This window comes from Chitinophaga sp. 22620 (genome assembly GCF_052044405.1).
In the GTDB taxonomy this organism is placed as follows: domain Bacteria; phylum Bacteroidota; class Bacteroidia; order Chitinophagales; family Chitinophagaceae; genus Chitinophaga.
Genome location: NZ_JBQEMV010000001.1, coordinates 1310732 through 1335964, shown reverse-complemented (window position 1 = coordinate 1335964; position 25233 = coordinate 1310732). Strand labels below are relative to the sequence as shown.

Here is a 25233-nt window from a genome sequence, read left to right as displayed (position 1 = left end):
CAGCAAAAAAATGAATACACTTGCGTTCCATAGCAGAATAGTTATGATTGATAAAATTTCGACCTACTACGGGTACGTACACGACAATGGAATAAGCAGGAAATAGTATGATCTCATGTCCTGACGGTACTGCGCTCAGCGCCTGGCAAATCCTTCCCTGATGATGTTATATTTTTCCGCAGACTTCACCGGATCCTGGTGGCAATAGATCAGCACCCCGTCCGCATATAGCTTACTGAATTCGAGCACCTGTTTCACATATTCGGGGGAAGAAGCCCCCATCCTGGAATGCGCCGTGGCATAGATGTCTACGAATACGGGCATGCCCGGTCTAAAAAGTTTACGTATGGTTGTTATTTCAGACTCCACCATCGACGGATCTTTCAGGTTACCCCCGGCGGATTCGGCCCTGTACGGGAACAGCAACCCGTCCAGCATGGCGCCATAAGCCTCTGCAAACTTCGGCGTGATCTGCCGGTAATACAGGCAGGGCACGAATGAAAGGCGTGGGTTGACTGCCTTTGCGCCCTGCAGGCAGGAGTCCGTGTACGAGGGTGTGAATGTATTCAGGTTATGCGCGAAATCGTCGATGCTCCATGCTACCAGGTTCGGTTCTTTCAGGCTGAGGCGCGCGAATTCCACCGCCCAGCGTGTATAATCCATGCCGAACGGCTCGGAATTCATTTTTGCCCTGGGCTTCGATTCGCTGGGCGGTACTACGGTCACCCAGACTTTAATATTTTGTTTGCGGGCCTGCGGCAGAAAAACCTGCAGATCGTCCCAGTCATTTTCATTCTGCCATATCAGCCAGTGATAAGTGGTTACATGCAGCTCTTTGAGCTCTGCCAGCAACTGTTCCATATTCACCCGCCCACCTGCCAGCCGGGGTGGCGCGCCATAGGTGCCATAGGTATCTCTCAGCGCCTTCGTTTTGGCGGCGGCGGCATTTTGCGTGTGCACTTTGCTGCTGGAACAGGATGCGCACCAGAGCAGGCAGCAGAAGATGAAAAGTCGTTGTAGCATTGCATTATTTTTTTTGTAATCCAACCTTTTGCATCACCGTGCGGATGGCCGCGTTCACTTTTGTTTCTATGCTTTTTTCGAAGGGGCCCGGCATGCCGTAATACATCTGGCTCGAAACCGGCTCGTAGCCTCCTTCTTCCAATATTCTTTCCGTAGGGATGTAACACACTACCTGGTTGCAATAGCCGGCTACAAAAAGTTGCTCGCCGGGATATTGTTTTTTTGCGTTCAGGGCATAGTCTACCACCACTTCGCCGCTCAGGGAAAGGATGGTCAGCCTGTTGCCGATGCGCATGGCCTGAACGGGATAGCTGTGGGCGGAAAGGTCCCAGCCCTTGTCCATCGCTTCCATAATGAGCTTCGCCCTTCTTTTTTCGTACTTCGTTCCTTCCTGCAGTTCTTTCTGGAATGTTTTCACGGTTACTGGCTGAAAAGGCAGTTCCGTTCTCACAAATGCACTGCGGAGCGGTGCGCCCAGGTTCTCTGTTTTTGCGCCGGCCACTTTTTCTACCGCATCCGCCAGCTCTTTCCCATGCTGCTCGGCATATTCCAGCGTCCCCCTTGGCATGGGGTTCTGGTCGCCGGCGCAGCCGATAAAAAAGAGAGCAGTGGCGCCCGGGTATTTCTTTTCCAGCTCTATTTGCGCATACCCGGCATAGTCGCCGTTGATGGTATTATGTGTGCCGGTTACGGTGGTATTGTGACAGGCGTAGCCGAACAGTACCGCTTTCACCGTGCCTTTCGCGTCTTTCGCCAGCAGCACGGGCACGTCGTGATCGGTGCGGTTGCTTCTTTCTTTGCCGGTAGTTGCGTCTGGACCGGGTTTGTAGCGGCGGTTCTGCGCGAAGCCTGCCTGGCCCGTACCATGACTGAGCTGCACGGGTTCCAGGTTCTGCATCGCCATGTCCACAGCCGCTACCAGCTTATCTGTCAGGCTAACGGTATACTGCGTGAATCTCCTGATCGTTTCCGCATCGTAGTCCCCGATAACACTCAGCGCCGGCCAGATCATGGGGCCCGAGTGGGTATGAGAGGAATTGAACATGATCTGCGACCGGGCAATGCCGTACTTCTTTTTCAGCTGCGCTGCCGCGGCTTCTGAAATTGCGGGCGTAAGCCCCAGTACATCTGCCGTTACGATCACGATCCTGCTGGACGGGCTTTCTTCAATGACCAGCGCTTTCGCCCACAGGTCGTGCACCTTGGCCACTGCCATGGAATCCCTTCCGGCGTAACCGGTGAGGTAAAAGGGCAGTTCGGGCGTGATCACCACCCTGCCCGCGCCTGCTCTGATGGTGCCTGCAGCCAGTTCCAGCTGCAGGCTTACCAACAACACCAGGAGTATGTACTTCAGTTTTAAAGCCATCCTTTTTTATTATTCCTTTTTGTGATTATCTGCTTGGTTTATCTTCATTGCGGGGAGCAGCGGGTTGTGCATGAGCCGCGACGAAGTAATCACTAATCCTTCTTCGCAAACGGATCAGGAATGCGGATCAGGTCCGTCACGGTCCTGCCGTTCCTGTCTATCCGCGCCAGGGTATACACCGCGCCGTCCGCCGCCACTGCGATCGAATTCACGTACAGCGGCCTGTCGCCATTCTCATAAAAGATCGGGCCATGGTCGTTGTAGGTACCCGATGGAATATGATAGGTAACGAGATGCAGGTTCTCTAATCCTTTCGCCGCACCCTTGCCGATCTCGTCCAGGCCGCCGAGGCGCTTGCCGTTGATGTAGATCGGGCCGCCGGTGAGATAATACACTGTTTCATTATCCGGCCCCAGCTGGAAACCGAGGTAGCCGTAGCTGAACTGGTCGAACATCCCGCTTTTGCGCGAAAGGCCGGACGTGATGCGTTCTATCAGTTCTATTCTCTGCGCCGCCGGGTCGAATTTGAAGAGGTAACCGGAGTTGCCGTGAACGCCGTAAGCCACTTCGTCTTCATCGTGCCAGCATATTTTACGCCAGTTGTATCCCATGCTGCCGGGCTGTTCTGGCGAATATTTGCCGAAGTAATCGATGCGCAGGTTCACTTCTTCCAGCTTATTGAGCCTGCTCTGCCCCGGCGTATACGTGTAGATGTCGCCGGCCGCGGTGGAGAAATGCACCGTGCCGCTGCGCGGATCCACAAAAAGCGAGCGGCAGAGCGAACGGAAATCTTTTCCCGGCGTGCCGCCTTCGCCACGGCCTGCCGTAGCGCCGAACTCCTTCATCTCGCGCGTATCTACGTTGTAGGCGATGAAGTTGCCCAGCGGCCAGGAAATACAGAAAACATTTCCTCTTTCCACATCCATCGTCATCGATACGGCGCCTTCGCCGCCCGGCAATATGGCCAGGTCTTCAAAAGCGCCCGTCTTCATGTCATAGGCCAGGATGTGCCCGCCGCTGTACAGCTGGTAACCTTCCGGCGCATTCACGGGCAGGCGGTCCATGCCGTCTATCAGCTCGTAATAACCCACATGCGTGGAAAAATAGAGCTTGCCTTTCCTTTCAAAGAACTCCACATGGCTCTTGCCCTGCGATATAAAATTCTTTCCTTTCTCGCCGCATATCTCCGTAAGGTCTCCCAGCAGCCTGATGCTGTTGGTACGCGGGTCGTAGGAATACATCCGGCCGGCCACATCGTGCTTGTCGGACGATAATACGTAATAAACCCTGCCGTCGCTGGCCACGGTAATGGCGTTGTAAGAATCGTGGGCCAGCTCGAAGCCGGAATCAAATGTTTTTGCTATCAGTTTCTCTGTGTGTGGTGCATATGTCTCCAGAACGGTCTGCTCACCTTGCTTATCTGCTTGCATGTATGATGTTATTCGACTATAATATTTTTAGATCCTGCCGGCATTTTTCTGGATGCCCTTGATGGCTTCCGCAATGCCTTCCATGTCTTTCCTGGAACCCAGCAGGATATTCTGCGTGATCCATACCGCATCGTTGCAGAGGGCGGCGTTCTCAGGACAGTCGTTGCGTTTTTTGTACGCTTCGAAATCGAGCTCTTTTTTGGAATAAAAACCTTTGTACACGCGGGAGCTGAAGGCTTCGCGCATGAATTCCTGCGTATGCATCACTTTGTAACCACCGGAGCAGGGCACTCCTTCTTTCCGCAGCGCTTCCATGAACTTCGTTCTGTTCATGCCTTTGAAGCCGGCGGGGTCGTAACGGAATGAATAAAGATGGTAGGCGCCGCGGGTCACTTTGTCGTATAGTTTGATGGGTTTAATACCCTCAATGTCTTTCAGCATGGAGCCGAGGTAGGCGGCGTTTTCGTGGCGGGTGTTGGTCTGGGCTTCCAGTCGTTTTAGCTGGGCAAGACCAATAGCCGCGGCATATTCGGTGAGCCTGATCTTGGATGCGCGCATAAAGCTGTCGCCCGCAATGGCGCCGGTGGAGGTGCCGTAAGCGTAGCCGAGGTTGTGTGCGGCAAAACAGTCGTCGATATATTTATCGTCGTTGGATACGATGGCGCCACCTTCGCCGATGGGCAGGTTCTTGGAATTCTGGAAGCTGAAGCAGCCCACTTTGCCGATGGACCCCACTGTTTTGTGGTCGTACACGGCCAGATGCGCCTGGCAGGCGTCTTCTATCACCACCAGGTTATGTTTCGCGGCGATGGCCATGATGCGGTCCATATCCGCGGGCAGGCCCAGGATGTGCACCACCAGGATGGCTTTGGTGCGTTTGGTGATCTTACTTTCGATCTTCGCCGGGTCTATCTGGTAGGTGGCCGGGTCTATGTCTGCAAACACGGGCATGGCGTTGTTCGCGAGGATGGCCTGCACGGACGCGATGAATGTATACGGGGTGGTGATCACTTCGTCGCCGGCGCCAATGTCCAGCCGGTTGATGGCGGTGATGAGGGCGTTGGTGCCGTTCACTACGGTGAGACATCTTTTGGTGCCTATGGCGGCGGCCCACTTGCTTTCAAATTCGTCTACCAGCTTTGCGCGCGACCATACGCCGCTCCTTACGCTTTCGATGAGCGTCTGTTCGTCTTCCGACTGGATCCACATGGGCCATTTCACCCAGCTGGCGGCATTAAAAAGAGGCTGGCCGCCGAGGATGGCGGGGGTACGGGAAGCGGAAGAAGCGGTGGTTGCGGCGAATGAGCTGTTTACAAGTCCGGAGGCGAATAAGTAGCCCGCGGCTCCGAGGGAGCTTTGGCGGAGGAACTTCCTTCTTGAAGTGTGACCCATTGAATAATGTTTATACGTTGATAATATATAAGATACGAGTGCGAGGCCAGGCGGCGTTATTACCGGCTGTGGTCTTTGGTTGATCGGTAACGTACCCGAAAATAATCATTATTTCGAATGGCTGGTAATTTTTGCTCAACTTTTTTTTGAAGCTGCGGAAAATTACCGGTTCAACCCGTCATTTTTCCTGCGATGGCTCAACCGGGAAAAGACCAGCACATGTCTAGCTTAGAAAGATAACAATATCAGCCATAGTAAAGGATTGCATGTCAAATCGATTTTAGAAAAACAACGGTATATCTTTCTTTCATTTTCGCCAAAAATACTTCCCATAAAATTTATCCGGTCATCATTTGACAAAATGTGTACGTTACCGGTAAACACCTCAAAAAGTCCTTCCGTTTCTCAATATTTTTCATCCGGCTGCTATAGAATATCAAAAATAAAATGCAATATTGTGTACGTTACCGGAACACATATTTCATCATCCGGCCTATTTTATCAATCAGGTTTAAATATGCTACCTACTATGCGGAATGTCCTAAAACTATGTACGGGCCTGCTTTTGCCTGTGGCGTTATTCACTTCCGGCGGCTGCGGGAACAAACCAAAATACCCCGGGCCACTCTCCCCGGAAGAAGCCCTGAAAAGCCTTCACATCATCAACGGGCTGAAAGTTGAGCTGTTCGCAGCAGAACCGCTGGTAACAGACCCGGTGTCTATGGAATTTGATGAAGACGGGAATTGTTATGTGGTGGTAATGTCCGACTACCCGGATAAACCCGCCCCAGGCACAGAAAAAGGCCATATCCGCGTACTGCGCGATACTGACGGCGACGGCAGGGCAGATACTTCCATCGTGTTTGCAGACAAACTGTCCGAAGGCACCAGCATCCTCCCCTGGAAAGGCGGACTGCTCGTTACCGCCGCACCGGAGATCCTTTACATGAAAGACACCACCGGCGATTTCGTGGCCGATACCCGCGAGGTATTGTTCAGCGGTTTCTTTAAAGACAATCCCGAAACACAGATCACCAACCTCCGCTTCGGCGTGGACAACTGGATATATGCCAACAACCGCGGGCAGGACGGCAACGTTACCTTCCGCGACAAGCCCGACGCCAAACCGCTTTCCGTAAAAGGCGCCGACTTCCGGTTCCGGCTGGACCGCGGGTTGTTTGAACTTGAAACCGGCCCTGGCCAATTCGGCCAGGCGATAGACGATTACCGCAACCGCTTCGTGACCGAGAACTCTATTCATATCCAGCAGATCATCCTCCCCTGGAGGTATACGCACCGGCATGCATACCTGCCCTCCGCACGAGCCATCCGCAACATTTCCGATCATGATCCCATCATGTTCCAGGAGTCGGCTACGCCCTACTGGAGAGCGGAAAGAACCAGGAGAAGGAATGCCGAGTTCCAGGAGAAAAAGCTGAAACGCGTGGAATATGAAAGAGAACATTTCACCGGCGCTTCGGGCGGCACGTTTTATAACGGGGATGCTTTGCCGCAGGAATTTTACGGCAACATATTCACCGGCGAAGTAGCCGGCAACCTCGTGCACCGTGATGTGCTGGTGGCTTCGGCAGACAGTGTGCATTTCACCGCCAAACGCTCGGCAGCGGAATCCAAGCAGGAATTCATCTCTTCAAACGACACCTGGTTCCGCCCCGTAAACTTCACCACCGGCCCTGACGGATACCTGTATGTGCTGGATTATTACCGCCAGCATATCGAAACGCCGGTCTCCATTCCTGACGACCTGAAAGCGGACATGGATTTTTATGAAGGCTCCGATAAAGGCCGCATCTACCGTGTAATGCCGGCCAATGGCGCCTACAGGAGCGCATCACCCAAACTCAGCAAAACTTCTTCAGACAGCCTTGTGCAGCTGTTCCCGCATCCCAACCAGTGGTACGCACAGCAGGCCCACCGCCTGCTCGTGGAAAGGCAGGATCGATCCGTGATCCCCGCGCTGAAACAAATGCAAGGCAACGCCGATCCCCGCGCCCGCCTGCACGCACTCTATACCCTGGAAGCGCTGGATGCGCTGGATGTTTCCATCGTTAAAAAAGCGCTGGCGGACAGTTCAGCCGATGTGCAGGAACACGCGGCCATACTGGCCGAAAACTATCCCGCCTGCCTGCCTGAGTTGCTGGCGCTGGTAAAGGACAGTCCCGCCAAACTTACCATGCAGGCTGCGCTAAGCCTGGGCCAGTTTAATAATGCCCGGGTGACCGATGCATTTGTGCAGGTGCTGGAGCGCTTCGGCGACAACAAATACATGCAAATGGCCGTGCTCAGCTCCGATGCGGGTTCTTCTCCCGCTATGCTGGCCGCGCTGTTCAAAAGCAATATTGCCCGGGATACTGTTAAATTGAGCAACAGTTTCATCCATGATCTTTCCTATATCGTTGGCGCGAGGAACAACAGCGCGCAGCTCACGGAATACACCGCCCTGCTGGAGCATGGGAACATGCAAGCCGGCAGCAGGCAGTCATTCGCAGCCAAAGGGCTATTGGGCGGGATGGAAAAATCGGAGGGCAGCTCACCGGCGCTGAAAACCGCGCTGAAGGCCTTCAGGCCTAAACTGAAGAATGTGAACGGCCAAACGCTTGCAGACTTAAAAACCCTGGTTTCCACTACAAAATAAACGGACATGAATACGCGCAGAGATTTTATCAGGAACGCCTTTGGATTAAGCGGCATATTGCTGGGCGGCGCATTTTTCATCAGCAGCTGCGGCAACGGCCAGAAACCTGCGAAAGATGCCAGCAAAAACAAACAGCCCACTTCCTGCAAAGACCTTTCGGGCATCAGTGCGGAGGAAAAAGAAAAACGGCAGAAGCTGGGTTATGTGGAAGAAACACCTATTGCGGACAGCAAATGCGGTAACTGCAAATTATATCTGCCTCCCGGGGAAAACGAACATTGCGGAAGCTGTTCGCTGTTCAAAGGCCCTGTGGAGGAAAACGGGTATTGTACCTATTATGCCCCGCTCTCATAGACGAATACAATGCGGTTTTATCAAAAACAAGCAGCGGCAGGCTGCCCTCGCGGGCGCCTGCTTTTTTTATTTGAACAGGCCTGAAAGATATTCCTGCAACACCACGGCCTGGTTATGCTTTTCATCTTTCGCCGAATAAATGAGGGTGATCCTTTTGTCGTTTTTGTGCGCGCTGATAAATTCAGCGACCGCGGGGTTATCTTTCAACTCCGATTTGTATTTCCGCCTGAATTCCGTCCACAGCGCCGGATCGTGCCCGAACCATTTGCGCAGCTCATCGGAAGGCGCCAGCTCCTTGGCCCATTCATCCACCGCGACATCTTCTTTCTTCAATCCCCGTGGCCAGAGCCGGTCTACCAGCACCCTGCAGCCATCTTCCTCCAGGTGCGGTTCGTAAGCTCTTTTGATTTGTATGACAGGTTTCATCCTATGAAAGTTAACAAAAAACCCCGGAAGGACGAGGCCTCCCGGGGTGATATACTGGTCTATGAAGAAACTTATTTGTTCGGTATTTTATCCAGCATGATCTGGCGTGCCAGGTCGCTGGTACCTTCGCCGTCCGTAATAGCCCATACCAGGGCCTGTACTGTACCCACGGTTTCGAGGTACGAATCCTCATCGGCATATTCATTCCTGCTTACTTTTTTATTCTTCAGCCAGCCGATCAGCTGCTGCATCAATTGGCTGCTGGAAACAGGGCCCAGTGTATACGTCTGGTCGGATGAGCTGCTATGTTTGCTGCTATTGATGCAATAAGCGCCAACGCCCACACGGGTTATCTTCTTCGCCTTCAGCAGCACTTTCGTATCCTGGATTATCACGCCGTGCTGGTCTTCCGCCACATTGGTAGCAAGAATGATAAGGCCGGCCGGGAGCGCAATGATGGTGTCTTTTGTTTTGTTATTGAACAGGCCTACGCACACTTCTACAAGATATCCGCTGCCTACCCTGTAAGCTGTATCACAGTTGTCGCCGTAGATATTGCCGACCAGGGAAATGCCCGCAGGCAGAACATATTGCTCCCCTTCTGGGGTACCGGAATTCTCACCCATGCCGGGGATCTTGCCGGCTTGTTCGGTGGGTTTGTTGTCGCCTGAGCCGCTTTTTTTGCAGGCGTTAAAAGTAAAGGCTATACACACGAAAGCCATTAACAACACGAAGGAATGCCGCATTTTCATTTTTTGTTTTAATTAGTTAGGATGTATTGGGTTACATGGTCTCTGCAGTTTCAAAGATAATGCCTGATTGCATGCGCGGGAGATTTGCGGGGGAATTGTTGTGAAAAATACTGGTTTTCCGGGATGCGGAAGTGGCTATTACCAGGTATTAATGACAAATCCCTTATGGAATTCTTTAGAAAGGGGTATCTGTTATTCCTGAAATGGAACGGTCAATACCGTGAAGGGCTTTCTTACAACGGGAATAATGAATTTGCCGGCGGTATAAATAACAGAACTACGGCTAAATTTGAGTTGGGAATAAATAACCAGGTAAGTGTTAAGGTGAATTTCTACAGGCAGGCTTATGATAAGGATAAGGATAAGGATGTGGCGCTGGAAGGTATAAAGAAGTTTAAATACTGAAAGCTGAACCTGGTACTTTCATTCGCAATGCCTTGAGGGAGGAGAATTAAAAAAACCCTCCAAATCCACTGATCTGAAGGGTCAATTTTTTCCGTCGGGATGGCAAGATTCGAACTTGCGACCTCCTGCTCCCAAAGCAGGCGCGATGACCGGACTACGCTACATCCCGAGCCTCAAACATTTATAGTTAATTAACTACGATAGTTCAGCGGTGAGGGAGGGATTCGAACCCTCGGTACAGTTTGACCCGTACGCCGGTTTAGCAAACCGGTCCTTTCGGCCTCTCAGGCACCTCACCGTTCCCCTTGCGGGGCTGCAAAAATAGGAATTATTTGGAATTTTCCAAAAGCAGTTGAAAAGAAACGGTAAATTTAAAGTACAAAAAACGCTATATGCCCGACGTTTCCACGATCCTCGCTTTCATCACGGCAGCCCTCATCCTGCTCATCATTCCGGGCCCCGCAGTGCTGTATATCATCACCCGCAGCACAGAGCAGGGAACCAAAGCCGGCCTGATCTCAGTGTGCGGCATCCAGGCCGGTACGCTGGTGCATGCCATTGCCGCTTCCCTCGGTGTTTCGGCCATCCTGATGGCCTCCGCCATGGCTTTCGCCCTGCTGAAATATGCAGGCGCCGCTTACCTCATTTACCTGGGCTGCAAAAAGATCTTCGGACCTAAAACCGCCGCCACAGAGAACCGCCAGCCGGTACAGCAAAGCATGCCGGCCATTTTCTGGCAGGGCATGGTGGTAAATGTGCTCAACCCGAAATGTGCCCTGTTCTTCTTCGCCTTCCTCCCCCAGTTTATCAAACCCGCACAGGGCAACGTTACCGGGCAGGTGCTGTTCTTCGGCCTGCTGTTCACCGCACTGGCATTCATGACGGATGGCTTCTACGCCCTGGCCGCAGGCCGGCTCGGCAAATACCTGAGATCGAACACGTATTACCTGAAACTGGAAGCTTATATCTCCGGCATCATCTACATTTTCCTCGGTGTGCTCACTTTCATGATGCAACCGGCGTCTTCTTCGAAAAAATAATACTTCCATGAAAAAGGTCCGGCACATTACCGGACCTTCATATCTTCAGTACCCTGCGTTATTTCAACGGCTCCAGCAACACCTGCTTCAGCCTGAACAGCTCCTTCCCGTCTTTCGCGGGCCTTACCTGCAGCGTCCATTCGCCGGGTGCAGGCACGGTGATAACGGCCACGGCCTGGTCTATGAACAGCAGTGGCTTGTGCGTATCGTGCTTGCCGGTAAGCAGCACCTGGAAAGGATAGGACTGTGCCGCTTGGCTCGCGGGCCTTAGCTCCAGCAAGCCTTCCCTGCGCTCGTTGGCCGTGTCTGCCGCGTATTGCAGCACTACTTTGTAATCGCCGGGTTCGGTAAAACGCAGTTTATAACTGATGCTGTCCGCCGTGGTTTGCTGGTTCACGATGCACATGGCATGTTTCCAGTCGCCGAAATAATAGCTGTGAGTAAGCGATTTCGTTTGAGCGTTCCCGTTAAGCTTCGCGCCCTGCGCGGGCAATGAAAGCTGCTCGTACTGCATGCTGGCGATCAGCGGCGTACCGGCCTGCTCCTGCAATTCACCGCTGTATTCCAGTACTACCACCGTATTCCGCCCGTCGGGCAGGGCCGCGGGAAGATGTACGGTCACGTCTTTGCCCTGCTGGCGCAGCGTGAGCGGCTTTTTACCGGCAAGCAGGTACGCTTTCGATGCTTTGGCGCTGAAATCAGGCACCAGCAGCTTACCGTCGTGCGGGCGGTGGAATATATGCAGGTACAGCTTACCGGGCTTGTTGGTCATCACGCCCCATGGCTGCGGCGCAATGGGGGAATAACCGGTGCCGTAAACGGCTTCGCCGTTCTGTTTCAGCCAGTCGCCGGTAGCGCGGAAATATTTTTCAGACAGCACGGGCAGCTTGCCGTTGCCCATCGGCCCGATGTTCATCATCAGGTTGCCGCCTTTCGAAGCCACCTCCGCCAGCAAACGGATGATCTCCTGCGGCGTTTTAAAGTTCTGGTCGAAGGCGGAGTACCCCCAGCTGTCGTTATGCGTAAAGATCGCCTCCCAGGCGCCTTTAACGACGCCGGCCGGCACTTCCCCGTCCCCGAAATCCTTAAAATCTCCCAAACCATTGCCCACGCGGCTACTCACCAGGCAATCGGGCTGCAGCTGGTGCACTTTTTCCAGGAAAGCGGCCGATTCTTCTTTATTCATATTCCCCGGCGTATCGAACCAGATGATGCCCAGCTCCCCGTAATTGCTGAGCAGCTCGGTGATCTGCGGCAGCGACTTGCCGCGGTAATAAGCGGCGTAATCTTTTTTCTTCGGGTCAAAATCCCAGCTGTTGCCGCCGCCGTTGGGCTCATGCCAGTCCTGGAACTGGGAATAATAAAACCCCAGCTTGATGCCTTCTTTTTTGCAGGCGGCAGCCAGGGCTTTGACGGGATCTTTTTTATAAGGCGTGGCATCCACGATATCAAAATCGGAAACTTTGGAATCCCACATGGCAAAGCCGTCGTGGTGTTTGGCGGTGAGCACGATGTATTTCACGCCGGAAGCCTTCGCGATGCGCACCCATTCTTCCGCATCAAATTCGGCAGGATTGAAACCCGCAGCCAGCCGGGCATATTCTGCGGCGGGCGTCTTGTCGCGGTTCATGATCCATTCTGTAATGCCGTAGTAACGTTTGCCGCGGATGTCGCCGGCAAAATGGGAATAAGGCCCCCAATGCAGGAACAGGCCGAATTTGGCCTCGGTGAACCAGCGGGTCTTTTCGCTTTTCCCGGCTTCGGCGTTCTGCCCCCAAAGCTGGTCCGGCTGCTGCGCAAAAGAGGGGATACCGGCGGAAAGCAGGCCGGCCGCTGCTATAACAGCTTTTAAACGAGCATGGAATCTCATAACCTCGGAATTTTACACAAGGATAAGAAAGCACAGGGGAAAGGATTAACAGTTAATTGCTGGTTACTGATAGTATTTGCGCCTCCGGCGTGAAGCCCGGGTATAGAACGGGCGAAGAAAAGAATTAAGCATGGTAGCCGTTGGTGCCGGCACAGGTTGTTCGGGAACCTGCACCGGCCGCCATGGAATTGGGGTCACAACGGTGGACAGGCCGGTGGACTGCCGGTTGCGAAATTCTTTTAATTTCATTCGGGATACCTACGTATCGCTTCCGGCAAGACCGATTAAATCCTACTCAAAGGTCTGATATTCATAAGGATTATGAAAGCGTAGTACTACCTGAAATCATTCGTAGAACTACGCATTTCAACAAATACGGGCATGTAACAGCTATTGCAGGAAGTTGATTTTCAAGCCGGTACATTTCCCGCATTCACCGGCCTTGCAACAAAAAGGCCGCCCGGGGAAATACTGAGCGGCCTTTTCAGTGAAGTATATAATGTCTTACCAGATCACGACTCTCTGTGTGGCGGGCAGCACCATTTTGCTGTCTTCAGCGCATTGCCATGCATCTTTGAATTCGGCCAGGTGCGGCAGCGGTCCATTGATGCGGTAACGGGCCGGGCTGTGCGGGTCCGTTTGTATCTGGTTGCGCAATGCGGCGTCGGTGATGTTCGCATGCCATACTTGCGCCCAGCCGAGGAAGAAACGCTGCTTCCAGTTGAAACCGTCTATCAGCGCCGGTTCCGGCTTGCCTTCCAGGCTTTTCTGCAGGGCGTAATAAGCCAGCGTCAGGCCCCCAAGATCGGCAATGTTCTCGCCAATGGTGAGCGCACCATTGATCTTGAAGCCAGGCAAAGGTTCCAGGCCGCCGAAATAGTCGATGTACTTTTTGGAGAGTGCATCAAAGTTCTTGCGGTCGTCTTCCGTCCACCAGTTCTGCAGGTTGCCGTCCGCATCAAATTGCGAACCCTGGTCGTCGAAACCGTGGGTGAACTCGTGGCCGATCACTGCAATGATGCCGCCGTAGTTGATCGCGTCGTCCGCATCGGCGTTGAAGAACGGCGGCTGGAGGATGCCCGCCGGGAACACGATCTCGTTGTTGAGCGGGTTGTAATACGCATTTACGGTCTGGGGCGTCATCAGCCATTCTGATTTGTCCACGGCCTTGCCCACTTTTTTATTGCGCTCTTCGTTGCGGTAACGGGCCGCGCTGATGATATTGCCGATCAGCTCGTCCCTTTTGATATCGATGCTGGAATAATCTTTCCATGTATCGGGGTAGCCGATCTTATAGGTGAAGGCTTTGAGCTTTTTATGCGCCATCTGTTTGGTGGCGGGGCTCATCCAGGCCAGCTTGTCGATCCTTTCGCCATACACGGTGCGCACGTTCTCGATCATTTCGGATACCTTTTGTTTGCTGGCTCCGGGGAAATATTTCTTCGCGAAAAGCTTGCCCAGCGGCATGCCCAGGATGCCGTCGGTGGAGCGGATCGCCCTGTCTACCCGCGGGCGCTGCGCTTTACGGCCGGTCATTACGGTGGCGAAGAAGCGGAAGTTCTCGTCGTCGAAACGTTTGGGCAGGTACCCGGCAAAGGTGGAGAGCAGCTGGAATTTGGTGTATGTTTTCAGCGTGCTGATGGGTGTTGTTTTCAGCAGTTTGGCGCCGTTCGTGAGGTAAGGTTTGTCCTGCACCACGACGGTATCGGTATGTAAACCCTGCTGGGCCGTGAATTCTTTCCAGTCAAATTCGGGAGCCAGCTCCAGCAGCTGCGCGAAACCCAGCTTGTTATAGGTTTTCACGGGATCGCGAAGCTCTACATTGGTCAATTGAAGTTTGGCGATGCCTGTTTCAAAGTCCAGGATGGTTTTACCGGGGTTTTGTTCCCGGAAACCGGCCAGGCTGAACATTTTATTGACGTGGCCTTCAAATTCCTTACGGACATTTTTCGTGCTCTCGTCGTCTCTCTCATAATAGCTCCTTTCCCCGAGGCTCAGCCCGTCCTGCCCGCCGTACACGGCGTTCATCTTGCTATCCTTCGCGTCGGCTTCCACTGCAAAACCGGCCCAGGTGCTTACGCCCAGGGTTTGCAGCTCGCCGCAAACGCGCGCCCAGTCTGCCAGGGTCTTGATGCCGTCAATTTTTTCGATGTAGTGGCGGAGCGGGGTGATCCCTCTTTTTTCGATAGTGACGGTATCGAGGAAGGAGGCGTAGTAGTCGGCGATCTGCTGTTCTTCGGTGCCTTTCGCGAGGCCCTGGCGTTTGGCGATCTCGTTGATGATGCCTTTCAGGCGCACTTCTTTATTTTCCTTATCCAGGATATTGAATGCTCCCCAACGGCTTTCGGTGCCTGGTATGGGATTGGCCTTCTTCCAGTTTTCGTTGGCGAAACCGTCAAAATCAGCGCAGGGCTGAATATTGCGGTCCAGGGAAGAAACCTCGAATGCCGGGACCTTTTGGGATTGGGCGCTGGCGCCTGCTGAGCAAACGGCTACCAGCATGCCGGCCGCCATCCATTTGCCGGCGGTTTGGAGTTTATGCATATGAATCAGGTTTAGACGGATAAATTTATCGAAGATTTGCCAATCCGGGCCACCGGTTTGTTATAAATGGTAAATTCGTAGGTTTGCAGGGATTAAAATTCAAAAGGCTTATGTCGTTCTTATTCGGGTTGTTCCGTTTCCTTACATGGGGAAACATAATTGTAGCGGGCTTTTTCCTGTTGTTCGTGCTGATGTCTCTGGTGATGGTACCCTCGCTGCTGGGGATATTGATGCCCGTGTTCTTCCTGGCTACGGTCTTGTATCATAATATTCTGTGCACGCAGCTGCAACGCACCACCGCGAACCCGGAAGTGCCCCTTCCGGCCACGCTTCCGCGTACCATCCTCGTTACCGGCATTATCGCTTTTATCTATGCCGTGCTGGTGGCGATCAATATGATCTTCTTCGCCAAAACTCCGGATGCGGAACTGATGAAGATGATCAATATGGACAGTGTCAGGAATACCGAGGGGCTTACGAAAGAAGAGATCGTGCGGATCATCCGCAAAATGGTGCTGGTTTTCGGAAGCATCCATGCCATTGCGATCGCGGTCAATTGTGAGCTGAGCCGTATTTTCTTCAACCGCTGGAGAAAAGACCAGCAGCCCAAAGAAAGAGATCCATTCTTTGATATCAACAACCCAAACAACCCGTAACTCACCATGCGCGCACCACTGGCAGAACGATTAAGACCCGCTGTGCTGGATGATCTTGTAGGGCAGGAGCATCTTACCGGCAGCGGCAGCATTCTCCGGAAGGCGATCCAGGCGGGCAAAGTGCCTTCCATGATCCTCTGGGGGCCGCCCGGGGTGGGCAAAACCACCATTGCCAACATCATCGCCAATACGCTGCAGGTGCCGTTTTACACGCTCAGCGCCATTTCTTCCGGCGTGAAAGACATCCGCGAGGTGATAGAACTGGCCCGGAGTAAACACTCCGTACTGTTCATAGACGAGATACACCGTTTCAACAAAGGCCAGCAGGACGCGTTGCTGGGCGCAGTGGAGAAAGGCATCGTGACCCTGATCGGCGCTACTACGGAAAACCCCTCTTTCGAGGTAAATGCGGCCTTGCTGTCGCGCTGCCAGGTGTATGTGCTGAAAGCGCTGGGCGAGCCCGAGCTGCAACAGCTGTTGCGGCAGGCGATGGCGAAAGATGAATGGCTGGCGGAAAAAACCATCGAGCTGAAAGAAACGGAAGCGCTTTTTAATATCGCCGGCGGCGATGCGCGCAAGCTGCTGAACCTGTTCGAGCTGGTGGTGGATACCTTGCAGGAGGAACATCCCATTGTGCTGACGAATGAAAAAGTAATGGAGATAGCCCAGCAAAGGGTGGCCATTTACGATAAAGCGGGCGAGCAGCACTACGATATTATTTCCGCCTTCATCAAATCCATCCGCGGCAGCGACCCCAACGGCGCGGTATATTGGCTGGCCCGCATGCTGGCCGGCGGGGAAGATGTGAAATTCATTGCGCGGCGCCTCGTGATACTGGCCTCTGAAGATATCGGCAATGCCAACCCGAATGCCTTACTGCTGGCCACCAGCACGTTTACGGCGGTGAACCTGATCGGCCATCCGGAAGCAAGGATCATTCTTTCGCAATGCGCTACCTATCTCGCATCCTCTCCCAAAAGCAATGCCTCGTATATGGCCATCGGCATGGCGCAGAACATGGTGGCCCAAACCGGCGACCTGTCTGTACCGCTGCATATCCGCAACGCGCCCACCAAGCTGATGAAGCAGCAGGGCTATGGCAAAGACTACAAATACTCGCACGACTTCTCGAATAATTTTGCGCCGCAGGAATACCTGCCGGAGGAAATCACCGGCACCAAGTTCTACGAACCCGGCAAAAACGCGCGGGAAGATGAATTGCGGAAATACCTGAAGGCCCTGTGGAAAGAGAAATACAATTATTAAACGCCGCTATTTCGCTTTTGCCTTATCCAATATCTCAAACCCCTGTTTGATCTCCTCTCCTTCTTCATCAACCAATGTGATGGTATGCTTGCCCGGCGCGGGCCGGAGCGATATCTGGTGAAAATCTGTCGTAACGCCCACAAAATGCTGGTCCAGGTGCCAGAAGATCTTTGCCGCCTGCTGGCGGTGCGTGGCTTTGAACACTGTTTCTCCCAGGGCGCCGTCTATCTCTACCGGTACAAATATCCGCGCGGAAGGCCGCGGGTAGATCAGTTCCATGGATTTACCCTGCTCCAGCCTGTTGCAGCCGGGCTTGAACGGCGGCAGCGGCTCGTAGGCATGCGTGGTGCGGTAAAAATGTTCCATGGCGGGCGGTAATACAAACCAGGGCTTATGCTGCATAAGGTCCGGTGCTTCACAATCCGCGGTCACGCGGAAGCGGCCGGCGGCATCCAGGTGAATGAGCTGGTGATAGGGGCATGCGGGCGAACGCAGCCCTGCCGCGGGCACGGCGAGCGTGTCTTTTTCGGTGCAATATTCCCCGGCCCTGTAGCCGCTCTGCCGGCATACCAGCACGGGCTGCAATTTATCCGCAGGGGTATTGAGCGCCGGCTGGCCGGGCAGCAACCTGAAAATATCAAACATGACCGGCGCGGCGGCAGACACGCCGGTGAGCCCCGGCCTTCCCTCTCCATCCGCATTGCCTACCCATACGCCCACTACATGCGAAGGCGTAACGCCGATAGCCCATCCATCGCGGAAACCGAAGCTGGTACCGGTTTTCCACGCGATCCGTTTGGAGGATGCGAATGCCTGCCAGATAAATTCCTCTCCGGGCCGCATCACTTCTTCCATCGCCTGGAAGGTGTACCAGATAGCGCCTGCATCGAGCACGCCGAAGGGAGAAAGCGCGTTGTTGGAAGGCAGCGTTTCATCGGGCCGGTAGCCGGGCGCATGATAATCGTCCGCATCATATTTTCCTTTGTATTGCTCAAGATGCAGCATGCTGCGGGCCATGCTGGCATACACGCCGGTCAGCTCCCAGAGCGTGGTTTCGCCGCCGCCGAGGATCATGGAAAGACCGTAATGCGCAGCGGGTTTGTTCATGGTAGTGATGCCTAGCTTCTTCAGCAGCAATAAAAACCGGTCCGCACGGTATTGCTGGAGCAGCTTTACCGCCGGGATATTGAGCGACCGTGCCAGCGCGCGCGAAGCGGGCACGCCGCCGTCGTACGACTGGTCGAAGTTCTGCGGAGTATATCCTGCTACCTGCGTAGGCACGTCGGGCAGCAGGGTATGGGGCAGCATCTGGCCGTCGTGCAGCATGCCGGCGTAAAGCAGCGGCTTCAGCGTGCTGCCGGGGCTTCGCGGCGCCTGGATAATGTCCACGAAAGATTCCAGCTCGGGGTTGGCGGGATTGTACACATTGCCCACGTATGCCAAAGCATGACCTGTTTCCACATCCAGCACCAGCGCGGCGGCGTTGTTGATGCCGTTGGCGCGGAGCTGCTGGTGATGGCGCAGGAGGATGTCGTTCACATTTCCCTGCAACTCGCCGTCCAGCGAGGTTTTGAGGCGGGTGCTGCCTTGTTGTTTCTCCCTCGCGTAATCCTGCCGGAAACGGTTCAGCAGGTGCGGGGCGAACTGCGGGAGGGCATGCGGCTTGTCAGGTAAGGGTTCCATGGAGGACAGCGCGCAGGTGCTGCTGTCTATCGTTCCGTTCCGCCAGAGTTTTTGCAGCAGGGAATTCCTCTTCTCCATCAGCGCCTGGCGGTTGCGGCCGGGGTGTATCAGGGCAGGACTGTTCGGCAGCACGGCCAGGGTAGCGGTTTCCGCCCAGGACAGCTGGTCCGGCTTGCGGCCGTAATAGCGCCAGGAAGCGGCCTCCAGCCCCACTACGTTTCCGCCGAAAGGGGCATTGCCCGCATACAGGCCGAGTATTTCTTTTTTGGAATACCGGAACTCCAGCCGCGTGGCCAGTATCATTTCGATCATTTTCTGCCACATGGTGCGGGGCTTGTTGCGGTACAGCCTGATCACCTGCATGGTAATCGTGCTGGCCCCGCTCACTACCCTGCCGCCGCCCAGGTTCTGCCTGAGGGCGCGGCCTGTGGCCAGCGGGTCTATCCCCCAGTGGTAGAAAAAACGTTTGTCTTCGTAAGCGACAATGCATTTTTCAAATTTCTCCGGCACCAGCCTGTCCGCAGGAAACCGCCACTGCCCGTCCTTTGCAATGGCTGCATTCATCAGTTCCCCTTCCATGTCTTCTATCACGAAAGAGGTAGGCGCTTTGAAAAGTTTTGCCGGCAGCAGGAAATAATACCACAGCAGCAGCCCGGCCACGATAGCCAGGCGCCATTTTCTCCTGATGATCCATTGTTTGATCCGCTCCTGCATATTCCTGCAAAATAAATTGAAGGCCGGCGGTAAGGATCGTTGTTATCCTCTTCCTGCCGGCCTTTGATTGAATGATCTGTCCCGCAAACGGGCATTATTTTATTACTTCCACCCACTTGCCCGGCGCAAATGCATGGATGGTATTGTCGTACATCGCTTCGCAGGAGGCCGCCGGCAGGTAATACCTGCCGAGGTATGCCGCGTTCAGCAACACCTGGTAGGTCACGGTTTTCGTTTCTTCCAGGTTGAAGTAGGTATACACCCTGTCGTCCCTGATATCGCGGTAAGTGTAGGGCGATGAAACGAGCGTGCTGTCGTTGCCCATGAGGCGGGTGTTGATGATCTCCCAGCCTGAAGGGAACACCTGCGTGAGCGCCATCTGCTCGTATATCCCGCGTTTGCCGGGATTGCGGAGGGTGACAGTGGCAACAAAGTCCGTTCCCTGCTTCAGCTGGTCGGGACTGATCGGTTTGCCGTTGCGGGTGTTGTATTCCACGTTCATGGCCAGGATGTCAGGATTATTGTCCGCATACGGGTTCTGCCCCGCTTCCGGCTGCCCGCGCAGGATGAGGCGCACGTACAGCACGTTCTGGCCTTTGTTCTGCAGCGCCACGGCGCTGCTTCCCGGCCTGAAGGCCAGCGGCGTCTGCGACAGGTATGAGTTGGCGTTTACGTTGCCCGGCGTGCCGTTCAGCGTATAACTGTAAGCCATTTTGCTGCCGCCTTTGTTCACCCCGCAGAATTTCGCGATGGCGATCAGTGAGTACGCGGTGGTTTGGGTACTGTACCAGCTTTCTTTGCCAAGCTCTGCCGCCACCTGTTTCAGCAGGCCGTTGGCCGCATTGCGCTGGCCCATGAGGGTGAGCGTTTCCAGTATCATCGCTTTATCGCGGAGGTCCGAACCGAAAGTGCCGCTCAGCTGCGTGTAGGGTGCAACGTTAGTGCTGAGCCCTTTGATGAGCGCATTGGCCGCTTCGGTCTGCCCGGCCATTTTGTATGCGGCTGCAAGCCGCCAGCGGGCGGGGACGGACAGGTGCTGGAATTCTTTCAGCCTGTTCATGGCGCCCAGCTCCGGCGTTTTAGCCAGGGCCAGCAGGTAGAGGCGGTAAGCCTGCACCAGGTCTCCGCCGTAATAGGTATAGCTGCTGGGCGACCAGCTCTGCGCTTTGTTGCGCTGGAATTTTTTCCATTGGTCCAGGAAGCCGGGCGGCAGCGCGTAACCTGCGGCCTGCGCTTCCAGCATAAAGTGGCCGGCATAGCTGGTGCCCCATTCGTCTGCCTCGTTGGCGCCGGGCCAGTAGCCCAGGCCGCCGTCCGTAAGCTGGAAACCTCTCAGGCGGTTGATGCCGGCTTTGATGTTGCGGTCTACTTCCGCTTTCTGCCTGGCGGAAAGATCCATCAGGTTGCCGAGCGCCAGTTGCGGGAACACGGCGGATGTGGTTTGCTCCACGCAGCCATGCGGGTAACCTATCAGGTATTCCAGGCGTTTGCCGAGGTTCAGCGCGGGAATGGTGGACACTTCCAGCACGCCTGTATTGGTACCTGCCATGCCTACCGGCATGAAGCTCGTGTTCCAGGCTGCGCCGGGTTCCAGCGTATGTTCTATTACATTGGTGAGGTACGGGTTGGGATTACGCACGTCCAGCTCCACGTTCTCTTCGGCTCTCTCCTTACCGCTGGTGGCAACGATCTTGAACTTGCCGATGCCTACCTGCGGCCTGATCTTCACGTCAAAATAAACAAGCTGCTCGCCGGGTTTCGGGAAGCTCACCTGTTTGGTGCTTTCGCCGATCACTTCAAAATACGGGTTAGACGAAAGCGTCACATTCGCCTGGCGCACGTGCGGCTCAAGGCCAAATACGGTTACAGGCAATTGAATGGTTTCCCCCGGGCCCAACACCCTCGGCACGGTAGCCAGCAGCATAAGCGGCTTTTTCACGGCGGCGGTTTTGTCCGCATTACCGTATGCTCCTTCCTGGCCAGCCACCACCATGGCTTTCACGGAACCGATGTAGGGAGGCAACTTGAAGTTGTGTGTTTTCTTTCCTCCTTTTTCCAGGTGGAAGGGCCCCATGAACTGCACCACGGGTTTGAAGCGGTTGGCTTTGGCGGTGCTGGCGTTCTTGTTCAGCCCTTCGTCGCCCCCGATGCTCAGGATGCGCTCCAGGTCCGCCCCCCAGGCGCCTATCACGTAATCGAACAGGTCCCAGGTTTTTACGCCGAGCGCTTCCCGTGCATAAAATGCGCTGTGCGGGTCGGGCGTTTTGAAACGCGTGAGGTCCAGCAAACCTTCATCCACGATGGCAATGGTATAGGTCATGGCCTTACCACCGGATTCCGATACGGAAATAGATGCATTGGTTTCCGGCCGCAACGTGGCAGGCAGGCTGATCACGGGTTTCAGGATGGTATTGGGATCTTCCACCAGCACGGGAATAGTGCCGTACATGCGGATGGGAAGATCGTTGGCGGTTTGTGCATGCGGCTGCAGCAGGCTTACGTTCACATAAATATTCGGCGCCATGTTCTTCTCCGCTTTGAAGCGGTACACGGTCTGGCCTTTTTCGGTACCTATCCAGTCGGTCTTCAGCACCTTGCTGCCGGACTCGATGCTGATGAGCCCGCGGCCGCCTTCGCTGCTGGGAATGGTGAGCACGATGTCTTCCCCTACATTATATTTCGTTTTATTGGAGGTGAACACGAGCATGGCCGCCTCCGCAGGATTTTCCTTCTGGAGCCGCTCCGCGTAATTCGGCCAGTCGATATACACGCTCTGGCCCGTGATGTGCCCGCTTTCCAGGTCTTTCACGCGGATGAGGTAGCGGCCCCATTCCGGCTGGCGGATCAGCAGCGGCCAGGTGCCTTTACCGTTCTGCAGGGTCACGGTCTGCGTTTGCAGCAGTTGATTGTAGTTATCGTCGGTAAAATTGCTGTAATCGTTATCGCTTTCATCCCACCACCAGCGCCAGCGGATCTTGTACAGCTGCACTTCCACGTTGCGGCTGCCACTCAGCAGCTTGCCCGCGGCGTTCACATTCACGATGCTCACCTGGTGCGCTTTATCGGTCACCAGCATGCCGGTGAGCCGGTCGCCTTCCGGCGCGGCAACGCCCACATAGGAGTCGAACACGTGGTAGGGCATGGAGAAATGATCGATGCTGAAATCGCCGCCGGGTTCAAACACTTTCACTTCAAAGTTGGCTTTCAGCACACCCGGTGCGCGTTCGCCCACGGGAATGTTCGCCGAAACGGGCGCTACGCCCTCCTCGTTCAGGCTGGCGTCGAAAATGGTTTTATTCTCTGTGCTGAAACGCTCGGTAGGATCGTCGAAGCTATACCCGTCGAATTTTGGGAAAGCGGTCGTAGAGGAGGTGAGGGACACGTCCACCTTTGCCTTGAGGCTCTGGGCAGGCGCGCCGAAGAGCCATGCCGCGGTCAGCGTGCCTTTCGGGCTTTCGTCTTTCACCAGCGAAGCCTGGTTCCCGAAGTCCAGCCGCACTTTCAGGCGGTTGGGCTTCACGGTTTCTATACGGATATTTTTAGTGAAGGTGGCGCCGCCAACTTTCACTTTCGCCAGCCAGCTGCCGGTGGGCGCATCCGCATCGGTAGCGGTATGGAAATTGTAAAACCCATTGAGGGCGACGTGCTGGTTCAAACGCTTGTACAGCTGGCCTTTCGGGTTGTACAGCTCCAGCATCACGGGATGGTTGGGCGGTAGTTTCCCTTCTTTGTCTTCCAGCATGAACGTGAGGAAGAGGGAATCGCCGGGGCGCCATACGCCACGCTCGCCATACAGGAAGCCTTTCATACCCTGCTGCACTTCTTCGCCTTTTACGTCAAAGCGGCCGAGGGGCAGCGAGCTGCCGTCGTCCAGCTTGAGGTAGCCGCGCTCGGTATCTTTTTTGGCCACCAGCAGGTAGGGCTTGCGTTTCAGCTCAAACTTCGCAAAGCCGTCTCCGTCGCTGCGGCCGCTGAAGATCACCTGCTGCTGGTAATCAAGCAGTTCCAGCTCCACGCCGGACAGGGGTTTTGCATCACGGATGTCCGTAACCGCCACCAGCATGGTATTGTCGTTGCCGCGTTTGGCTATCAGGCCGATGTTGGAGGAAATGATATTGCGGGAAGCCCAGCGGGACTTGTTATAATAAGAATTGGTGCAGGCATTTTCACGGTCGTCCCAGTTGTAACCGTATGGGTAATAACTGTCGTAACGGCGCCAGAAAGCGTCGTCCCCGTCTATCGCTTCACCGTAATACTCTTCTTCATCCTCACGCGCTTCCTCTTCGCTGGTGGCTTTATCAGGACAGGTATACATGGCATATTCCTTCCTGAACCCGATGGTTACGCGGTAGATCGCGCCGGGCTCGGTTTTCACCAGCTGCTCCAGGTCCAGGCTGAAGCGGGTGCGCCGGTGAAGGTTCACTGACTTGTCCGTATCCAGCCGGATGGTTTTCTGCACTACGGGGCTGCCTACACGACGAAGCTCTTCATCGCCGTTGAGGTTGTTGCGTTGCAGGTATTGCGGGATATTGTTCTCATAGATCTTCAGCACCACCACATCCACGGCTTTCAGGCCCACGGCGTCGAACGGCATCACGAGCCTGCCGCTTTGCGGCATGATCACGCCTTTGCCGGGAATGCTCACGGAAGGCAGGCGGTTCTCGAAGTTCACGCTGGCGGTAAAGGCTTTGTCCAGCCGGCCCTCAAACGCGTTCTGCACGCCTTCGTTCACCACTATGGTGTAATTCCCTTCCAGCCTTACCGGCGCGTACACGCGCACCTCGCTGCCGTCTATCGTATACCGCAGCTCGCTCTGGCCGCTGATGCCGATCAGGCCTTCGAGGTTCTGCGAGCCGTTCAGCGGGCAGCTGAACTGCACCAGCACGTAATCTTCGGGATCGTATATTGCTTTGATATCGAGCACCTTAAAATCGCCGATGGCCGGCACTTCTATCTCGCGGTCGTCTTTCAGCTCCGAGCCGATGCTCTGCCCGTTCCAGCTGATACGCATTTTGGCGGCGGCGTTTTTGCGGACGATGTTGCCGATGGTGAATTTATAGGTACGCTGGGCCACATCATGCTGCCAGGTGATATTCGTTTTGGAACCGTCGTATTGCACGGCGATCAGCTTTTCCACGGCCTGCACGTCTTCCACGTCCGCCGTGTACACCACGCCGGAGAAGCTCATGCGGTCCCTGCTGTTATTGGCGCTTTTCAGGCCCATCAGCTCCACTTCAAAGGAAGGTTTGATCACCTGGAAGCCGAATTCGAACACCTTCAGGTCTGCCGGCACCGTCATCACTTTGCCCAGCCTGAACTTCGCCTCGTAGGTCTTGCCGGGGTCCAGGTTCTGGTCCGGCCTGAATTCCAGCGTAGTAGCGTCTACCCAGTAGGCTTTGCCTTTAATGGAAGGGGAAAAGGAGAACACATCGTCTGCCACGAGCTCATTCTGCGCATGGATCACGTTCACTTCTCCCGCAAGCTGGATGCGGATGGCGCTTTGTTTCGAGATAATGCCGGTGGTATAAGCGGCAATGTATTTCGCAAAAGCGGGGTTCACTTCTTTCGCTTTGCTTTTGCATCCTGCCACGAAATGCGCCATGGCGCAGAGAAGCAGGCATGCAAGTACGAGGGGCCGATTGTTCGGGTGCATAGT

16 protein-coding genes and 2 tRNA genes are annotated in these 25233 nt (G+C 54.7%); 6 read left to right on the top strand and 12 right to left on the bottom strand.

The genetic code is table 11. The annotated features are described in order from the left end of the window. Nucleotides 1-135 precede the first annotated feature (135 nt). The 4 genes from ACTJIK_RS05660 to ACTJIK_RS05645 form a co-directional block, all read right to left on the bottom strand. Nucleotides 136-1023, bottom strand: a complete 888-nt coding sequence (locus ACTJIK_RS05660) for a hypothetical protein (protein ID WP_440645381.1) — start codon at nt 1021-1023, stop codon at nt 136-138. A 4-nt stretch (nt 1024-1027) separates the two neighbouring features. Further along, nucleotides 1028-2389 (bottom strand): neutral/alkaline non-lysosomal ceramidase N-terminal domain-containing protein, encoded by a 1362-nt coding sequence (locus ACTJIK_RS05655; RefSeq protein WP_440645380.1) that lies wholly within the window; start codon nt 2387-2389, stop codon nt 1028-1030. 92 nt (nt 2390-2481) lie between these two features. Further along, nucleotides 2482-3819, bottom strand: coding sequence for a hypothetical protein (locus ACTJIK_RS05650; protein ID WP_440645379.1), 1338 nt, complete (start codon nt 3817-3819; stop codon nt 2482-2484). A 27-nt stretch (nt 3820-3846) separates the two neighbouring features. Beyond that, nucleotides 3847-5211 carry a DegT/DnrJ/EryC1/StrS family aminotransferase gene (locus ACTJIK_RS05645; RefSeq protein ID WP_440645378.1) on the bottom strand — a complete coding sequence of 455 codons (1365 nt, stop codon included), beginning with the start codon at nt 5209-5211 and terminating at the stop codon, nt 3847-3849. A gap of 529 nt (nt 5212-5740) precedes the next feature. On the opposite strand from ACTJIK_RS05645, the gene ACTJIK_RS05640 reads away from it, so the two are divergent. After that, complete coding sequence (locus ACTJIK_RS05640; protein ID WP_440645377.1) at nt 5741-7867, top strand: PVC-type heme-binding CxxCH protein; 2127 nt, start codon at nt 5741-5743, stop codon at nt 7865-7867. Nucleotides 7868-7873: 6 nt separating this feature from the next. Then, nucleotides 7874-8221 (top strand): high-potential iron-sulfur protein, encoded by a 348-nt coding sequence (locus tag ACTJIK_RS05635; protein WP_440645376.1) that lies wholly within the window; start codon nt 7874-7876, stop codon nt 8219-8221. 66 nt (nt 8222-8287) lie between these two features. Here the strand turns inward: ACTJIK_RS05635 and ACTJIK_RS05630 are convergent, their stop codons facing one another. Next, the gene (locus ACTJIK_RS05630; RefSeq protein WP_440645375.1) at nt 8288-8647 is read right to left on the bottom strand and encodes a DUF488 domain-containing protein; all 360 of its coding nucleotides are present in this window, start codon (nt 8645-8647) and stop codon (nt 8288-8290) included. A 71-nt stretch (nt 8648-8718) separates the two neighbouring features. Continuing rightward, nucleotides 8719-9393, bottom strand: coding sequence for a hypothetical protein (locus ACTJIK_RS05625; RefSeq protein WP_440645374.1), 675 nt, complete (start codon nt 9391-9393; stop codon nt 8719-8721). Between the two features lie 129 nt (nt 9394-9522). Between ACTJIK_RS05625 and ACTJIK_RS05620 the strand changes: the two genes are divergently transcribed. Then, nucleotides 9523-9804 (top strand): hypothetical protein, encoded by a 282-nt coding sequence (locus tag ACTJIK_RS05620; RefSeq protein WP_440645373.1) that lies wholly within the window; start codon nt 9523-9525, stop codon nt 9802-9804. A gap of 94 nt (nt 9805-9898) precedes the next feature. On the opposite strand, the gene ACTJIK_RS05615 is transcribed toward ACTJIK_RS05620, so the two are convergent. Both ACTJIK_RS05615 and ACTJIK_RS05610 read right to left on the bottom strand, forming a co-directional pair. Beyond that, a tRNA-Pro gene (locus tag ACTJIK_RS05615) sits at nt 9899-9973 on the bottom strand. A gap of 40 nt (nt 9974-10013) precedes the next feature. Next, nucleotides 10014-10102, bottom strand: a tRNA-Ser gene (locus tag ACTJIK_RS05610). A gap of 94 nt (nt 10103-10196) precedes the next feature. On the opposite strand from ACTJIK_RS05610, the gene ACTJIK_RS05605 reads away from it, so the two are divergent. Next, the gene (locus tag ACTJIK_RS05605; RefSeq protein WP_440645372.1) at nt 10197-10844 is read left to right on the top strand and encodes a LysE family translocator; all 648 of its coding nucleotides are present in this window, start codon (nt 10197-10199) and stop codon (nt 10842-10844) included. A 58-nt stretch (nt 10845-10902) separates the two neighbouring features. Here the strand turns inward: ACTJIK_RS05605 and ACTJIK_RS05600 are convergent, their stop codons facing one another. Together ACTJIK_RS05600 and ACTJIK_RS05595 are read right to left on the bottom strand one after the other, a co-directional pair. Beyond that, nucleotides 10903-12714, bottom strand: coding sequence for an alpha-L-fucosidase (locus ACTJIK_RS05600; protein WP_440645371.1), 1812 nt, complete (start codon nt 12712-12714; stop codon nt 10903-10905). 504 nt (nt 12715-13218) lie between these two features. Next, a complete protein-coding gene (locus tag ACTJIK_RS05595) occupies nt 13219-15258 on the bottom strand; it encodes a M13 family metallopeptidase (RefSeq protein WP_440645370.1) in 2040 nt (679 codons plus the stop codon). Between the two features lie 110 nt (nt 15259-15368). Between ACTJIK_RS05595 and ACTJIK_RS05590 the strand changes: the two genes are divergently transcribed. Together ACTJIK_RS05590 and ACTJIK_RS05585 are read left to right on the top strand one after the other, a co-directional pair. Then, nucleotides 15369-15914 carry a hypothetical protein gene (locus tag ACTJIK_RS05590; protein ID WP_440645369.1) on the top strand — a complete coding sequence of 182 codons (546 nt, stop codon included), beginning with the start codon at nt 15369-15371 and terminating at the stop codon, nt 15912-15914. 6 nt (nt 15915-15920) lie between these two features. Continuing rightward, nucleotides 15921-17180 (top strand): replication-associated recombination protein A, encoded by a 1260-nt coding sequence (locus ACTJIK_RS05585; protein ID WP_440645368.1) that lies wholly within the window; start codon nt 15921-15923, stop codon nt 17178-17180. A gap of 6 nt (nt 17181-17186) precedes the next feature. On the opposite strand, the gene pbpC is transcribed toward ACTJIK_RS05585, so the two are convergent. Together pbpC and ACTJIK_RS05575 are read right to left on the bottom strand one after the other, a co-directional pair. Further along, entirely contained in the window at nt 17187-19577 is a 2391-nt protein-coding gene (pbpC, locus tag ACTJIK_RS05580; RefSeq protein ID WP_440645367.1) for a penicillin-binding protein 1C, read from the bottom strand. 94 nt (nt 19578-19671) lie between these two features. Continuing rightward, entirely contained in the window at nt 19672-25230 is a 5559-nt protein-coding gene (locus ACTJIK_RS05575; RefSeq protein ID WP_440645366.1) for an alpha-2-macroglobulin family protein, read from the bottom strand. Nucleotides 25231-25233 lie beyond the last annotated feature (3 nt).

What these genes read in the sequence shown, in the direction of transcription:
- ACTJIK_RS05660 (WP_440645381.1), bottom strand. Translation starts at nt 1,023, where the DNA reads ATGCTACAACGACTTTTCATCTTCTGCTGCCTGCTCTGGTGCGCATCC.
- ACTJIK_RS05655 (WP_440645380.1), bottom strand. Translation starts at nt 2,389, where the DNA reads ATGGCTTTAAAACTGAAGTACATACTCCTGGTGTTGTTGGTAAGCCTG.
- ACTJIK_RS05650 (WP_440645379.1), bottom strand. Translation starts at nt 3,819, where the DNA reads ATGCAAGCAGATAAGCAAGGTGAGCAGACCGTTCTGGAGACATATGCA.
- ACTJIK_RS05645 (WP_440645378.1), bottom strand. Translation starts at nt 5,211, where the DNA reads ATGGGTCACACTTCAAGAAGGAAGTTCCTCCGCCAAAGCTCCCTCGGA.
- ACTJIK_RS05640 (WP_440645377.1), top strand. Translation starts at nt 5,741, where the DNA reads ATGCGGAATGTCCTAAAACTATGTACGGGCCTGCTTTTGCCTGTGGCG.
- ACTJIK_RS05635 (WP_440645376.1), top strand. Translation starts at nt 7,874, where the DNA reads ATGAATACGCGCAGAGATTTTATCAGGAACGCCTTTGGATTAAGCGGC.
- ACTJIK_RS05630 (WP_440645375.1), bottom strand. Translation starts at nt 8,647, where the DNA reads ATGAAACCTGTCATACAAATCAAAAGAGCTTACGAACCGCACCTGGAG.
- ACTJIK_RS05625 (WP_440645374.1), bottom strand. Translation starts at nt 9,393, where the DNA reads ATGCGGCATTCCTTCGTGTTGTTAATGGCTTTCGTGTGTATAGCCTTT.
- ACTJIK_RS05620 (WP_440645373.1), top strand. Translation starts at nt 9,523, where the DNA reads ATGCGGAAGTGGCTATTACCAGGTATTAATGACAAATCCCTTATGGAA.
- ACTJIK_RS05605 (WP_440645372.1), top strand. Translation starts at nt 10,197, where the DNA reads ATGCCCGACGTTTCCACGATCCTCGCTTTCATCACGGCAGCCCTCATC.
- ACTJIK_RS05600 (WP_440645371.1), bottom strand. Translation starts at nt 12,714, where the DNA reads ATGAGATTCCATGCTCGTTTAAAAGCTGTTATAGCAGCGGCCGGCCTG.
- ACTJIK_RS05595 (WP_440645370.1), bottom strand. Translation starts at nt 15,258, where the DNA reads ATGCATAAACTCCAAACCGCCGGCAAATGGATGGCGGCCGGCATGCTG.
- ACTJIK_RS05590 (WP_440645369.1), top strand. Translation starts at nt 15,369, where the DNA reads ATGTCGTTCTTATTCGGGTTGTTCCGTTTCCTTACATGGGGAAACATA.
- ACTJIK_RS05585 (WP_440645368.1), top strand. Translation starts at nt 15,921, where the DNA reads ATGCGCGCACCACTGGCAGAACGATTAAGACCCGCTGTGCTGGATGAT.
- pbpC (WP_440645367.1), bottom strand. Translation starts at nt 19,577, where the DNA reads ATGCAGGAGCGGATCAAACAATGGATCATCAGGAGAAAATGGCGCCTG.
- ACTJIK_RS05575 (WP_440645366.1), bottom strand. Translation starts at nt 25,230, where the DNA reads ATGCACCCGAACAATCGGCCCCTCGTACTTGCATGCCTGCTTCTCTGC.